Source organism: Streptomyces cinnabarinus (assembly GCF_027270315.1).
GTDB lineage: Bacteria > Actinomycetota > Actinomycetes > Streptomycetales > Streptomycetaceae > Streptomyces > Streptomyces cinnabarinus.
Map to the genome: position 1 here is coordinate 777,394 of NZ_CP114413.1, position 13,341 is coordinate 790,734.

Genomic DNA, 13,341 nt, shown 5'->3' on the forward strand with positions numbered 1-13,341 from the left:
ATCGAGGCGTTGCCGCTCTGGCGGGGCTTCATTGACCGGTCGCCCCGGTCAGCCAGTCCCGTGGCAGCAAGGACAGAGTGGTCTGCGCGTCCCGGACACCGGTGGCCGGCAGGCGCAGTTCGAATCGGATGCCGGGCCGCCCGTCGGGGCGGTCCAGTACCGCGATCCGGCCTCTGTGCAGGGCCACCTGCTGGGCGACCAGCGTCAGGCCAAGGCCGGAACCGGGGCTGGACGGGCCCCGGCGGAAGCGCTGGAAGACCTCCTCGCGGCGTTCGGTGATGATGCCGGGACCGTGGTCGTCCACGCTGAGCACCACGGTCTGATCACGCGGGTCGCGTGACAGGCGCAGGGTGACCTCGATGCGGGCGACTCCGTCCTCGGCGCGGCCGTGTGTCGACGCGTTGGTCAGCAGGTTGTCCACCGCCGAGCGCAGCCCCTGCTCCCAGCCGTGCACCCACAGCTCCGCGGCGGTGTGCACGGAGACCCTCGCGTCAGGGTGCGTGCGCCGCAGGTCAGCCACCGACGCGTCCACCAGCTCCGCGAGGTTCTGCGTCGCGAACGCTTCCGCCTCGACCAGATCGCCCTGCGCGAGTGCCCTCAACATCACCAGCAAACCGAGCAGACGGGCCTGCTCACGCCCCAGGTCGTCCAAGACCTCCGCGCGGTCGGCAGAGTCCAGGTCGGGGTGGTCGGTCAGGATGTCGAGATTGGTGCGCATACTCATCAGCGGAGTGCGCAGCTCATGGGATGCGGTAGCGGCAAACGCGCGGGCGGTGGCCAGCGCCTCCCCGGTGCGGGCCACCTGTTCGTCGTAGCGGTTCAGCACCGTCTGAAGGGTCTGCGCCAAGTCGTCGACCTCGGCGATACGCGTCGGGGTGTGGTCCAGTCGCGCCGCGCTGGTCCTCGGGTCCAGCCCGCTGGTACGGCGCTGGAGTCGCCGTAGCGGACGGACGGCTCGCGCCGTGATCGCCCAGGCGGCTGCTCCGGCCAGTGGCGCGGCCAGCAGAGCCCCGGTCAGCACTCGCTGCCGCACCAGAGTCAGCTCATCGTCGGCGGTGTCGGGCGAGAACAGCCACAGATTCGGTGTGCCGCCCTGTTTCGCGGTGCCGATGCGCAGCGACAGTACGAGCCAGTCCTTGTCGCCGGAGGTCACGGTGACGGGGTCGGGGGCGGCGGCAGGCAGAACGGGGGGCGGGTCGGGCTGCGGGCCGGCCGAGACCCTGCCCTGTGGGACGGTCAGCCATACGCCCACGTCGCGTGCGGAGTTGACCAGGCGTCGGTGCCGGGCCTCTTCCATGATCGGGTGGTCGGTGCCGACGACATCCAGGTACGCCTTGGCGTTCTTGGCCACCACCGTCGCGCGGGCGCGCAGCTGGGCGTCCCGGTGGGCCCGGAGGTCATTGCTGACAAGGTGCAGCAGCAGCCAACCAGACGCCAGGACCAGCAGGGGCACGCTCGCGCCGACGGCGAGGGCGACACGGGTGGACAGTCTCATGGCGCGCCCTCGACGCCCGGCCGCAGTACGAAGCCGACACCGCGAACGGTGTGCAGGATCCGGGGCCGGCCGCCTGCCTCCAGCTTGCGTCGGAGATAGCTGACGAAGGTGTCCACGGCGTCGCTGCGTACCTCGAAGTCGTAGCCCCACACGCGATCGAGCAGCAGCTCGCGGGTGAGCACGACCCCGGCGTTGCGGGCCAGGACCTCGAGGACCGCGAACTCACGCCTCGTCAGCTTCAGCGGCCGACCGTCCAAAGACGCCTCGTGCGCGGCCGGTTCAAGGACCAGGCCCGCGACCCGGACCCGGTCCGTGGCGGCGGGCGGGCGCCGCCGTAGCAAGGCGTGCAGCCGCAGGACCAACTCCTGGAGGGCAAACGGCTTGACAAGGTAGTCGTCCCCGCCCGCCTGCAGTCCGGCGACTCTGTCGTCGACGTCGTCCAGTGCGGAGAGCATCAGCACGGGTACGTCGTCGCCTTCGCCGCGCAGGCTCCGGCATACGTCGATGCCGCTGAGGTCCGGCATGGAGATGTCGAGGACGATGATGTCGGGGCGTTCGGCACGCGCGCCGGCCAGAGCGGCGTGACCACCGTCGGCCAGGGCGACCGAGAAGCCGCTGAGCCGTAGTCCCCGTTCGAGCGACCGGCGTATGGCCGCGTCGTCGTCGACCACCAGCACCCGCCCAGCTCTGCCTGCCATGCACACCTCGGTTCCGCGGCCGTCCATAGGACACCGATCAAAGCATCGGAGCGGCCGGCGTCTCCACTGCGGGCCTCGCCGCGGTCAGACATTTGCAGTACGTCATCCTTGCTGCGTCATGTTCGCATCGCCCGATACTGCGACGGCGTACAGCCCATGACGCGGCGGAAGCTGCGGGAGAAGTGTTCCGGTCCGGAGAATCCGCAGCGCTGGCCGATGCGGGTGATCGTGTCGTTCCCGCTCTCCAGGTACTTGCGTGACATGTCGATCCGGAGCTCGGTGAGATATCGATACGGGGTGGATCCGGTAGCGGCTTTGAAACGGCGTACGAAATGAAATCGACTGAAAGAGACGAGGGAAGCCAGATCGTCAAGTGAGACCGGTCGCCCGAGATTTTCTCGCATGTAGGAGAGGACCGTCTCCAGTTGGAGCGAACTCAGCGCACCGGCCGACCGCACGGCACCGTCCGTGTGCGCGGCCAGGAGGTGGGCGGCGATGAACTGCGTCGCCGCCTGCGCGTACAGTTCGTCCGCGCCTGCCTCGCTCGCGACCACCAACGCTCTTACGGTCAGCGCCAGGACCGGGTCGAATCGCACGGCCGGAAACATGTCTCGCAGCTGGGTGAGGCGGGACGGTAAGTCCTCCTCGTCGACGAACCGGTGCAGCGTCTCCTGCGGGACGGTGAGGGAGGCGACCGTCGCAGGAACGTCTCCTTTCGCTGCCACGAACAGGGTCCGGCTCGGCCCCGGAGGGATGATGTACACGTCGTCCGCCAGTCGGAACGCCTCTTCCTGGGAAGGCCGTTCACGCGTCCCGTAAAGTTCCACCAGTCCGCTCAGCTGAGCATACAGCGTGATTCCCGACGACGACGGAATATAGAGGGTGCGGACGCTTTTCCGTAGCGCCGCCCTTCGCACCTGCAGGGCGTGCCACGTTCCACCGCCCGCCCCGCTGATCGCCTCCAACCTCCAGTGCCCCCTCTCCCGATTGTCCTGGCACTGCGCAGGCACTAGGTAAAGAATGCGGGCAGTTCTAGGTGATCGTAAAGCGATCGATGCCGGATTAATTCTCCTTGAGGCCGGAATAATTCGAACTAGACTAATTTGTATTGACCGGCTCCGATTCACGATGACACGCTGCCGGACATGATTCGCACTCGTCAACTTCTCCCATTGATAGCCGGCGTGGTGCCGTTGGCACTCGCGGTCCAGAGCGGGGTGAGCGGGGCGGCATCCCGAGCCTCCCCCGCCGGCGCTGGACAGGCCACTGTCGCGGCGGAACGGCCGAATATCGTCTTCGTCCTCACCGACGACATGTCCTCGAACCTCCTCCAGTACATGCCGGAGGTCCGCAAGCTCCAGTCCCAGGGCACGACGTTCGGCGACTACGTGGTCAGCAACTCGCTCTGCTGCCCGTCCCGTTCGTCCATCTTCACCGGCCGGTACCCCCACAACACCGGAGTCCTCAGCAACGAAGGACCGAACGGCGGCTTCAACGCCTTCCACGACGGGGGACAGGAACGGGACACCTTCGCCACGGCCCTGAAGGCCAAGGGCTACCGGACCGCGATGATGGGCAAGTACCTCAACGGCTACAGCCCCGGGGACACCGTTGACGGTCAACGGCCGTACGTGCCACCGGGCTGGAGCCAGTGGGATGTCGTCGGCGGCGGCTACAAGGGCTACAAATACGACCTCGCCCACAACCACAGTGTCCAGTCGCACGGCGACAGGCCCAAGGACTACCTGACCGACGTGCTCAGCAAGAAGAGCAACGCCTTCGTCAAGAAGTCCGCGGCAGCGAGCAAGCCTTTCCTTCTGGAGGTCGCACTCTTCACGCCGCACGGTCCGTCCACGCCCGCGCCTCGGGACGAGGACGCCTTCCCCGGACTGACAGCGCCGCGCAGCCCCGCGTTCGACACCCTGCCGACCGACGCGCCGCGATGGCTGGCCCGCCAGGACCGGCTGAGCCCACACGAGAAGAACAAGATCGATGAGAAGTTCCGCAAGCGGGCGCAGTCGCTCCAGTCGATCGACCGGATGATCGGCAAACTCCGCGCCACTGTGGCCCGGGCCGGCGAAGCCGACAAAACCTACTTCGTCTTCAGCTCCGACAACGGCTTCCACCTCGGCGAGTACAGGCTCAAGGCGGGTAAGCAGACCGCGTTCGACACCGACGTCCGCGTACCGCTGGTGATCGCCGGCCCCGGGGTCGCGGCTGGGCGGACGAGTGACGCCCAGGTATCGAACATCGACCTCGCACCCACCTTCCAGCGCATCGGTGGCGCCCCGGTGTCGCCCCGGGTGGACGGGCACAGCCTGCTTCCGCTGCTGGACGGCGGATGGGACGCCAACTCGCGCCAGGCCAACCTCATCGAGCACCGCCACGCCAAGAGGTCGCCGGGAGACCCCGACAACAACGGCGGGGAGAGCATCAGCCCGCCCGACTATCACGCCCTGCGCACCAACGCGTACACCTACGTCGAGTACGGCAACGGAGCGATGGAGTACTACGACCTCCGAACCGACCCCTATCAATTGCGCAACGTCGTGAGTCAGTTGAGCGGCGCCCGGCGTGCGGAACTCCACGATGCGCTGACCCGCCTGAAGCAGTGCGACGGCGACGGCTGCTGGAGTGCCGGACACCCGTAAGCCTTCCGATCCACGCCGGCGAAATTGGGCTCCGATGCCCAGGCCGTCCCCCTCGGCCCGGGCCTCGGTCCGTTCCGGCGCGAAGCGCAGTGGTTCACCGAGCGCCTGGTCGGCTCGTGCCTAGGCCACGACGCCCGCCTCGACCAAGCGACGGAGCGATGTCGGCGAGGTCCGCTGTCGGTGCAGGGCGACGGCGCCGAGCGCGGCTGCGAAGGAGCCCAGTCCGGACGAACGCACCTCAGGCTGCGGACCCGGACCTCGTACGGCATGGGAGGCCAGCTCGTGTGCGATCGACTCCATGACCGCCGGACAGGCAGCGACCAGTTCGCCGCCCACGACGATCACATCGGGTCCGACGGCATGGCACAGATCGGCCAGCACCCGGCCGACCTGGGCGCCGGCTCGCGCTACGACCGAATGTGCCGTGCGGTCGCCCGAGCCCAACGCGGCCTCCAGCTCTGGTAGATCCATGGCAGGGCCGCCCACGCTGCGGCAGGCGTTCAGCACGGCTCCGACCGAGGCCACCGTCTCCAGGCACCCCGTCTTGCCGCACTCGCAGGGCGCACCGTCCGCATCCACGGTGATGTGGCCGAACTGCCCGGCGGTCCCGTGAGCACCGCGGTGCAGCCGGCCAGCCACCACGAGACCGCCGCCGACGTCGTGCGACAGCCGCAGGTACAGCACGTCCTGCGCCCCCGTGGCCGCACCCCAGACGGTCTCCGCCAGCGCTGCGAGCCGTGCGGCGTGGTCGACCGGAGCCCGGGTTCCGAAGCGTTCGCGAACCAGCTCTGCCACGCCGCCGTGCCGGACGGTCAGGAGGGAGCTGCGTTCCGGCGGTCCGGCCATCCCCACGCCGATGCCGTTGACGCCATCCGATCGCAGCGTCCCGCCGGTCAGGGCGTCCGCCAGCCGCCATGCGAGATCGACCCGGACCGGCCACGCCACGTCGACGCCATGCGGCTCGTGCGCCGTACCGACGATCTCGTGCGACGCGTCCATCGCGGCCACCCGCACCGCATCACGCGCGAATTCGATGCCCAGCACATGGCCGGCCTCGGGATTCAGGGCCAGGACCTCCGCCGGGCGACCCCGCTTGCGCAGGATCGCCTGTGGTACCGAGGCGAGGACGGCGCCCTCGTCCAGGAGCGTGGCGACGACGTCATAGAGCGTGGTCCGGGACAGACCGCTCAGGGCCCCCAACCGGCCCCGAGTCAGCGGACCGTGCTTGCGTAACAGGTGCAGGACCCGAGGTCCGTGTCGTGTCGTCATGTTCGGCATGGCGGAAGACGCATTCCCCTCTTCGATCACGACTGCGCCGGAACGGCGAGTCCTTCGCGCACGTGGCGTCAGGAAGGTAGAGAGCGTTCTTGTGGGAACTCTGTGAGCCGCCGGAAGACCTTCGACGGCCGTCTCGGCCCGAAGTGACGCGGGCCTCACCGATATTCGGCATGTCATTTCTGTCACTTCTTGGCGGAAAAATTCACGCTGCGTAGCGTCTACTCCCGTCGGCAGCAACCGGCTTGAGAGCCCTCCTGCGCCATACCCAGGACGTCACCGACGTGCCGTAACGGCCCCGTTTCCTGCCGAGTCCGGTCAGGCGCCGTAGGTGCGCCTTCCTCACCCGCTTTCCGTCCCGCACGGCGCGAGGAGAGAGGAACCCTGATGACCACCTCGCCCAACCCCTATGTGCTCACCCGCCGGAGAACGCTCACCGCGATGGCCGGCGCCGCCATGGCCGGATCAGCGATCGTCTTCACCACCCCACGCACCCTCGCCGCGGACGACGAGCCGGCCGCCGCGGCGGCTCGCAGGCTGCCGCTGACCGTCGTCAACCACAGCGGTGAGTTCGCCAACCGCTCCGTCCATCTGTACATCGTGGGCACCAAGGGAGACCGGCAGGTCAGGGTGACACGGCGCGGCACCGTGGAGCGCGTCAAGCTCTCCGACAACCGCGACAACGGCTTCACGGACTACGCCATCCCGCTGGCCGCCCGGGGCAACACCGAGCTCCGGCTGCCGTACATGTCCGGCCGCACCTATGTGGCGCTGGGCCACAAGCTGAAGTTCAAGGCCGTCCGGGGCGCGGACGGCAACGTCGCCCTGCAGCATCCCGCGGGCTGGGTCGAGTCCGACGAACATGGACGCCCGGCTCTCGGCCAGACGCTCCGCCAGCCGTACACGGCGCGGCAGAACAAGATCGGACATCACGTCGGTCCTTCCACATGACTTCAGAAGGGGGTGTTGACAACGCGCCCGCACCGTAGGGACCGACCTTGTGGAAATCCTGTGACGATCAGGAAGAGTCGCCGCTCGAGCCGTGGCAGACCCGCCCTCCGTGCCGTGCCCGGACGGCGAACCCATCGGGATAAACGATGGCGTGGCCGGTCTCGCCACGCAGCCGGCTCCGTTCGTCGTGGTGCAGCACCGTGGGACGCTCGGTGAGGACGGCAACGCTCTCGAAAGGCCACCACCGCCCGGCGGAACGCGCGACGCGCATGAGCCCGGCCAGCCGCTCCGCCTCGGCGAGGGAGCACGGGCCTCGGAAGTAGTCGTAGAAGCCAAGCTGTTCGGCGTCATGCTGGCCGGGCACGGACTTGAGGCCCGAGCCCCGGCGCACTCGCGGAGGATCATGTCCCGGACCCGATCCTCGGCCTGGGCCCAGGCGTCGTCCGTCACCCGGTCCCGCAGCGAGGGCTCGACACGGTCCCGTACGCCGACCCAGACCCGGTCGCGGAGCCGTTCCCCGACCTCGGTCCGGAGCAGATTGCGTACCGACGTGACCTGCTTGAGGTCCGAACCCCTCATGCCTTCCCAGATCCGGGCCCACACGTGGTCGTCCACCCGGGCCCGGACCGGCGCACCGACTTCGGCAAAGACCTCACTACAAACCCGGGCGCGGACCTGATCACCCGCCTGATGTCCGGCGCGGCCCCCGACTTGATCCCGGACCTGCGTCTCGACCCCGTCCCAGAGATCGGCCCCCACCTGATCCCTGACCTCGGCCTTCGCTTCCGCCACAGCCCAAGAGCCGACGGCTCCCGCCGGCCAGCCACTCGTCCGCGACCTCGGACATCGCACGAATCTGGAGTTCGGTGAGCTTTTCGATCTTCACGGTTCGGTGTTCTCCGCTCGCACCATCAGGTTCGGAGGATGTGCTCCGGGTCCTGGGCCGCCGCATGGGCGTACTCCCAGAAATCGAGGTGTCCGATGGCCAGGTTCACGTGCATCTCATTGACCAGCGCGGGCAGCAGGCGGAACACACAGCCCAGTTCCTCGTCATCGTCCTCGTCCAGTTCCTCATCCCTGGTCGAGACCGCGAGCAGGGCGTACTCGCCCCTCATCGAAGCGGCATCGGCGAGGAACACGACCTCCAGACGCGGATCGCCCAGCAGAGTGGACAGCACCACCACTTCCGGGCTCGCTCCCTCGAAGGCCCGGTCGTCCACCACGTGAGTGTCCCTCTCGTACTCGGCGCAGCCCTCGGCGAGCTGCTCGACGACCACTCGCCACGCTCCATCGTCCGAGAAATCCGTGCGCACAACGAGGGCCTCGGTTTCGAAGTCATGACCCGTCCGGTCGATCAGAGGTCGCATGCGCTGACCCTAGCCTTCGGACCAGCCGCCACTCGGCACACACGGACGGATCTCCTAGGGCACCGCAATAACTGCCGTTCACCGAGCAATTTCTGACCGAAGTCATCAGTCGCTGCTGTATACGTTCACCGACAAGTCGCCATGAAAGATGGAGAGTTAGGAAATCACATGCGAAAGATGTGCATTCTCGCCCTGCCGCTCGCACTATCGGCCGTGCTCCTAGTCGGCGGACAGGGCGGAGCCTCCACGGTGCCGGCGTCGGGCGAAGACATCGGCCGGTCCGTGACTGCGGTGCAGAAAACGGCGTCGGTGCTTGGAAGTTCGACGGTGTCACCAGGGCTCTCTCCGACGCGAGGGTCGGCTGGTTCCACACCTGGTCCTCCGGCCGGGGCGGGATCAAGGCTCCGGCCGGCGTGGAGTTCGTGCCGATGATGCACCACGCGGGATCGGCGACCCCGCGGAGCTGCACCGGGCCGGAGAGCAGGGCAGAATCCTGCTCGGCTTCAACGAGCCCGACCGGTTGGACCAGGCGCACATGACTGTGAAGGAGGCGCGCGGCCTTTGGCCCCGGCTGGAGTCGACCGGAATGCGGCTCGGCGCTCCAGCGGTCGCGACCGGTGGTGATGTCGCCGGTGGCTGGCTCGACCGGTTCATGAAGGGTGCCGCCGCCCGTGACTACAAGGTCGATTTCATCCCCTTGCACTGGTATGGCGCGGACTTTGACGCCAGACGTGCGACAGCCCAGTTGCGCAGTTACCTCCAGGCCGTGCACCAGCGCCACGACTAGCCGATCTGGCTCACCGTATACGCGCTCATCGACTTCACGAACGGCACCCCGCGCTATCCGACCAAGGCTCAACAGGCGGCGTTCGTGGCGAAGTCGACATCAACGCTCCAGAGATTGCCGTACGTCCAACGCTATGCCTGGTTCACGCTCGCCACGGACCCGCGGCAACGGCAGCGGCCCGTACAACGGCGCCAGGGCCAACAGGGTCGGCGCGGCCTACCGCGCGGCAGACTGACGGTCCCGCCTCTGCCCACCGGCGCATTCTCTCCCAGGCATGGCCGCCTGCAAGCAAGGCCCCTGGGACGGGCCGTGCCAGCCAACGTGGTTCACCAAGCCTCCGCAGGTTTAGCCCTGGCCGGATTGGTTGCCGCACTCGTCAGCATCGCAGCCACGCGGCTCTCGTCATTACGCTGCCGTCCGGCTATCAGGGTTCGATCGCTGCCGCGCCTCGTGTGGCAAGGGTTGCGATGTCGCGGGCGAAGCCTTCCACGTCCTCAGGCCAACTCTCGGGCGGCTGGAAGATGAGCAGGGCGACAGCACCGTGCAAGGCGGCCGCGATGGCTCTGGTGAGCGCTGTCGCATCACCGCGGAGCGCGCCTGCCTTCACACACTCCTGGACCGTTCCACGCAGGAACCGGAAACAGGCCGAGGCTACTTGACCGCTGGCTTCGGTGGCTGGGCCGGTCATCACGAGACGGTAGCGGACGGGATGAGCCAGCCCGAACCGCACATAGGCGACCGAACGTTGGTGGAGCGCATTGAACGGGTCGTGCGAACCGGCGTCGGCAGAGGCATCGCCCATCCAGTCGCCCAGCTCACCCCAAACGCGTAGGCACACGGTGTGCAGCAGTTCGAGACGACTACCGAAGTGCAGGTAGACCGCCGGAAGGCTGACCCCCACCGCCTGCGCCACGGCCCGGATGGTGACCGCGTCCTCACCAGCCTTGTCGAGCAGCCGCTCGGCCGCCTCGACAAGTTCGTCACGCAGTCGCGCACCGTCCCCGCGTTGCGCCCGTCGCCGCCGCGGCGCAGCGACGGGCGGGGTGGAGGGCTCGGAGTCGAGCGGGTCCATCGTCACCACCTGCCCTGCGAGGCGGAAGAGTCGGCCGCCCCGGAGCCGATGCCGCTGCCGCGAGAGGTGGTGGGTGTCATCACGTCACTCGTCTCCGTGTTGTGGATCAGGGCCGTCGCATGTAACTTGTCGGCGTTAACTTAACTCTATAAACCAAGGATAGCCGATGACTGTCACCGCTGAGGAGATCTACGCCGTCGCACCGTTCGCGGAAACGCTCGGAGTGCGCTTTGCCGCGATCAATGCGTCGGAGGTTCGCGCGCGGCTCGACTACGTGTCGGCTCTGTCCACGCTGGGCGGCGGCCTGCACGGCGGCGCGCTGATGGGGCTGGCGGACGTGGCAGCCGCCGTGTGTGCCGCAGTGAACGGACCAGAGGGCACCTTGCCCCGAGGATTCCGCCTGGCAGACCGCGCGTGACGCGCTGGCCTCCCGCCCCGACCCGCTCGGACGGGTCGAATCCAAGTAGGTCTTGGGAGGAGATATGCGCGGTGGCGCCTGGGGCATCCCGAGGCGCCACCGCGCATATCTCCTTCAGGGTGCCGCCCGGCTGTCTGCGTGCCGGGTACACGCCAGCAGATGAGCCCCGTCCTCGGACCGCTCCAGCTCTTCTTTTCACCACGCAGTTCGTGCAGAGCGCTACCACTGGACGCCGCTGCAGGCCGGGCTCGTCAACTTCGTTCTCGCCGTCCAGGTACCGCGGTTGCTGGGGCGGGTGAGCAGGCCGAGAGTGTTGCTGATCGGGGTTGTCCTGACCACGGCGGGCATGGTGTGGCTCAGCCTCCTCGACCTGCACACCCCTACCTGACGGGCGTGGCGTTGCCGATGCTGCTCGTCGGCGCCGGGCAGGGTCTGGCCCTGGCCCCGCTGACCTCCAGCGGCGGCGACGGCGTCGCCCCCGCGGACGCGGGCGCCGTCTCGGGCCTGATCAACACCGTGCACCAGATCGGCAGCGCGCTGAGCCTCAGCATCCTGACCGCGGTGGCCACCACCATCCGCCCCGGCCACGGGGCCACCGACATCGCGGCCCGTTCAGGTGCCGCACTGACAGGCTCCGAAGTGCACACCCTCAATTCCGGGCACGTGGTAGCGGCGTCCCGCCCAGCACGTTCCCGGCTCCGTCCTCACGCGGGTACGGAGCCCGTTCCTAGCGCGTGGCGTACGCGCGGGATGAACGCGTGGGCTGCATCTCCGTCGGCCAGGCTCTGGCGGACCTTCCTCGGGTCGGCGGTGGCGGGGATCGGTTACCGTTCGTAGCCAGCAGGATCGTCAGGGCGCTGAAGTGGTCGGCAGCTGGCGTGAGTTGTCCGTGTCCAGGAGCCCGAGCCAGGCGAAGTGGGCGATGCGGTCCGCCAGGTCCTGCGACGCCGAGTCCGTCGCGAGATCGTCCGTGCTCGTCGGCGTCTGTAAGCGCTGCTGGGCGACGAGGGCGGAGCCGACGATCGACGTGCCCAGGTCGATCGCGAACGCCGTGAGGCCTGCTCCAGTTGCGCATTGTCGTGATCTGCGCGTTCGTGGGGGGCGCTCGTCTAGCACCCGGCGGCTCGTGGCAAGCATCGAATTGGGCAGCGGCGGAGAGGATGGCCAGGAAGAGCCGCCGCTTGTCGACGAAGTAGTCGTACACGGTGCGCTTGGACACCTCGGCTCTGGCCGCGATTGGAGGCGATCCCGGATCGAAGGGCGTCACGTTGACGTTCCGGCGAGCGAGGCCAGGCGCTCCATCTCGTCCACGCCGTCGGTGCAGCACCGCATACCAGCCGCCGGGGCCTTGGGCCGCTCGGGCAGCCGGAAGTTAAACGGCATCCGGTTTCGTCCTTGAACTATCGCCCGTCGTAGTCCCACACCGTGCAGACCAACCGGCGGCGCGGGCCTGCTTCTTCGACCAAGCGGGCCGCTCCGTCGACAACGCCGCCTTGGCGATGACCATGCCATCGGCCCTGGGCTGGAACACCGTGAAGTCCCAGTGCGTGCCGTCCTTGGGGAAGTCGGCGACGGTCTGCTCCAGCGACGGCATCCACGGCACCGGATGGGCCAGGTCCTTGCGCAGGATGCGCAGCCCCTGGCCTTGCGCATCGCCTTACCGTAGGAGAAGGCGAGCCTGGTCAGGCTGCCGGGGCGGTCAGAACCGCCTTGGCCGCCAGCCGGAGATTCCTGATCATCGGATTCGGGTCGCCCTTGCGGCTGACCAGGACGACCCGGCTGGATGGAGCTCCCTCGACCGGGACGGTGACGAGGTCGGGGCGCAGTGAGCTACGCCGATCGCCGACCGGTAGCACGGCGATCGCCCTGCCACTCGCGACGAGTTCGAGCTTGTCCTCGTAGCTCTCGATCGGCGGCACGCCGGCCCCGAGGATCCGGTAGGAAGCCCAGTCTGCGGTCTCGAACGCGCACGGCGCCGCCTCTTCGCCGGCCAGTTCTTCCGCGGTCACCGACGCGCGGCCGGCCAAGGGATGGCTGCGCGGGACCACGAGCATCCGAGGCTCCTCGTACAGCGGGGTGGTGAACACGTCGTCGGCAACGAGCGGCAGCGGGGCCCGCGCGATCAGGGCGTCGACGCGCCTGTCGGACAGCGCTCCGACGTCGCGGCAGCTCAGATGCCTGGTGGCGATCTCGGCGTCGGGGTAACGGCGGCGCAGTTCCCGCACGGCGGCAGTGATCACCAGGTCTTCGACGTAGCCGATGGCGATTCGTTCGGTCTCGGCTTGTTCACGCACGGCCAGCTCAGCCTGGCGGGCGGCCTGCAGCAGGTCTTGGGCCCGGGGGAGGAACGTCTGGCCGGCCGGAGTGAGCCGGGTGCCCTGGGCGGTGCGGTCCAGGAGTCGTGTGCCGAGATACTTCTCGAGCCGTTGGATCTGGCGGCTCAGCGCCGGCTGGGCTACGTGCAGGTCGGCGGCGGCCCGGCCGAAGTGCTGGTGCGCCGCCACCACGGTGAAGTAGCGCACGAGCCGCAGTTCCAGGTCCTGTCCGAGATCGTTCACCCTTGCAGGGTACGCGTCATGCTGTTTCGGAATGATCAGGTTGCCGGACCGGTCTTGGACGGCCATGCC

13 protein-coding genes and 1 pseudogene are annotated in these 13,341 nt (G+C 68.3%); 5 read left to right on the plus strand and 9 right to left on the minus strand.

The genetic code is table 11. The features are described from left to right. Positions 1–28: 28 nt before the first annotated feature. The 3 genes from STRCI_RS03645 to STRCI_RS03655 form a co-directional block, all read right to left on the minus strand. Positions 29–1,495 carry a sensor histidine kinase gene (locus tag STRCI_RS03645; protein WP_269657356.1) on the minus strand — a complete coding sequence of 489 codons (1,467 nt, stop codon included), beginning with the start codon at positions 1,493–1,495 and terminating at the stop codon, positions 29–31. Next, positions 1,492–2,193, minus strand: a complete 702-nt coding sequence (locus STRCI_RS03650; RefSeq protein ID WP_269657357.1) for a response regulator transcription factor — start codon at positions 2,191–2,193, stop codon at positions 1,492–1,494. Before STRCI_RS03650 ends, STRCI_RS03645 begins: the two co-directional genes overlap by 4 nt. A gap of 116 nt (positions 2,194–2,309) precedes the next feature. After that, entirely contained in the window at positions 2,310–3,158 is an 849-nt protein-coding gene (locus tag STRCI_RS03655; RefSeq protein ID WP_269657358.1) for an AraC family transcriptional regulator, read from the minus strand. A gap of 180 nt (positions 3,159–3,338) precedes the next feature. Here STRCI_RS03655 and STRCI_RS03660 point away from each other — a divergent pair, with 180 nt between their 5' ends. Beyond that, complete coding sequence (locus STRCI_RS03660; protein WP_269657359.1) at positions 3,339–4,844, plus strand: sulfatase family protein; 1,506 nt, start codon at positions 3,339–3,341, stop codon at positions 4,842–4,844. A 120-nt stretch (positions 4,845–4,964) separates the two neighbouring features. On the opposite strand, the gene STRCI_RS03665 is transcribed toward STRCI_RS03660, so the two are convergent. Continuing rightward, positions 4,965–6,113 carry an ROK family protein gene (locus tag STRCI_RS03665; protein WP_269657360.1) on the minus strand — a complete coding sequence of 383 codons (1,149 nt, stop codon included), beginning with the start codon at positions 6,111–6,113 and terminating at the stop codon, positions 4,965–4,967. A 393-nt stretch (positions 6,114–6,506) separates the two neighbouring features. Here STRCI_RS03665 and STRCI_RS03670 point away from each other — a divergent pair, with 393 nt between their 5' ends. Further along, entirely contained in the window at positions 6,507–7,070 is a 564-nt protein-coding gene (locus tag STRCI_RS03670; protein ID WP_269657361.1) for a beta-1,3-glucanase family protein, read from the plus strand. 67 nt (positions 7,071–7,137) lie between these two features. On the opposite strand, the gene STRCI_RS43525 is transcribed toward STRCI_RS03670, so the two are convergent. After that, entirely contained in the window at positions 7,138–7,434 is a 297-nt protein-coding gene (locus STRCI_RS43525; protein ID WP_269657362.1) for a DUF6745 domain-containing protein, read from the minus strand. A gap of 547 nt (positions 7,435–7,981) precedes the next feature. Then, complete coding sequence (locus STRCI_RS03680; protein WP_269657363.1) at positions 7,982–8,437, minus strand: DUF6924 domain-containing protein; 456 nt, start codon at positions 8,435–8,437, stop codon at positions 7,982–7,984. 520 nt (positions 8,438–8,957) lie between these two features. Here STRCI_RS03680 and STRCI_RS03685 point away from each other — a divergent pair. Next, positions 8,958–9,749: pseudogene (locus STRCI_RS03685) on the plus strand (glycosyl hydrolase). Here the strand turns inward: STRCI_RS03685 and STRCI_RS03690 are convergent. Then, positions 9,649–10,296, minus strand: coding sequence for a TetR/AcrR family transcriptional regulator (locus tag STRCI_RS03690; protein ID WP_269657364.1), 648 nt, complete (start codon positions 10,294–10,296; stop codon positions 9,649–9,651). The pseudogene STRCI_RS03685 and the gene STRCI_RS03690 sit on opposite strands and share 101 nt — an antisense overlap. A gap of 166 nt (positions 10,297–10,462) precedes the next feature. On the opposite strand from STRCI_RS03690, the gene STRCI_RS03695 reads away from it, so the two are divergent. Then, the gene (locus STRCI_RS03695) at positions 10,463–10,714 is read left to right on the plus strand and encodes a hypothetical protein (RefSeq protein WP_418953306.1); all 252 of its coding nucleotides are present in this window, start codon (positions 10,463–10,465) and stop codon (positions 10,712–10,714) included. Between the two features lie 393 nt (positions 10,715–11,107). Next, on the plus strand, positions 11,108–11,551 hold the full coding sequence (locus STRCI_RS03700) for an MFS transporter (RefSeq protein ID WP_269664804.1): 444 nt from the start codon (positions 11,108–11,110) through the stop codon (positions 11,549–11,551). On the opposite strand, the gene STRCI_RS03705 is transcribed toward STRCI_RS03700, so the two are convergent. Together STRCI_RS03705 and STRCI_RS03710 are read right to left on the minus strand one after the other, a co-directional pair. Further along, complete coding sequence (locus tag STRCI_RS03705; protein ID WP_336298786.1) at positions 11,442–11,981, minus strand: helix-turn-helix domain-containing protein; 540 nt, start codon at positions 11,979–11,981, stop codon at positions 11,442–11,444. The two genes, STRCI_RS03700 and STRCI_RS03705, sit on opposite strands and share 110 nt — an antisense overlap. Positions 11,982–12,396: 415 nt before the next feature. Next, a complete protein-coding gene (locus STRCI_RS03710; RefSeq protein WP_269657366.1) occupies positions 12,397–13,338 on the minus strand; it encodes a LysR family transcriptional regulator in 942 nt (313 codons plus the stop codon). Positions 13,339–13,341: the final 3 nt, after the last annotated feature.

Excerpts from the sequence above, each read along its gene's own strand:
- STRCI_RS03645 (WP_269657356.1), bottom strand. The coding sequence starts at position 1,495 with ATGAGACTGTCCACCCGTGTCGCCCTCGCCGTCGGCGCGAGCGTGCCC.
- STRCI_RS03650 (WP_269657357.1), bottom strand. The coding sequence starts at position 2,193 with ATGGCAGGCAGAGCTGGGCGGGTGCTGGTGGTCGACGACGACGCGGCC.
- STRCI_RS03660 (WP_269657359.1), top strand. The coding sequence starts at position 3,339 with ATGATTCGCACTCGTCAACTTCTCCCATTGATAGCCGGCGTGGTGCCG.
- STRCI_RS03665 (WP_269657360.1), bottom strand. The coding sequence starts at position 6,113 with ATGACGACACGACACGGACCTCGGGTCCTGCACCTGTTACGCAAGCAC.
- STRCI_RS03670 (WP_269657361.1), top strand. The coding sequence starts at position 6,507 with ATGACCACCTCGCCCAACCCCTATGTGCTCACCCGCCGGAGAACGCTC.
- STRCI_RS03680 (WP_269657363.1), bottom strand. The coding sequence starts at position 8,437 with ATGCGACCTCTGATCGACCGGACGGGTCATGACTTCGAAACCGAGGCC.
- STRCI_RS03690 (WP_269657364.1), bottom strand. The coding sequence starts at position 10,296 with ATGGACCCGCTCGACTCCGAGCCCTCCACCCCGCCCGTCGCTGCGCCG.
- STRCI_RS03695 (WP_418953306.1), top strand. The coding sequence starts at position 10,463 with ATGACTGTCACCGCTGAGGAGATCTACGCCGTCGCACCGTTCGCGGAA.
- STRCI_RS03710 (WP_269657366.1), bottom strand. The coding sequence starts at position 13,338 with ATGGCCGTCCAAGACCGGTCCGGCAACCTGATCATTCCGAAACAGCAT.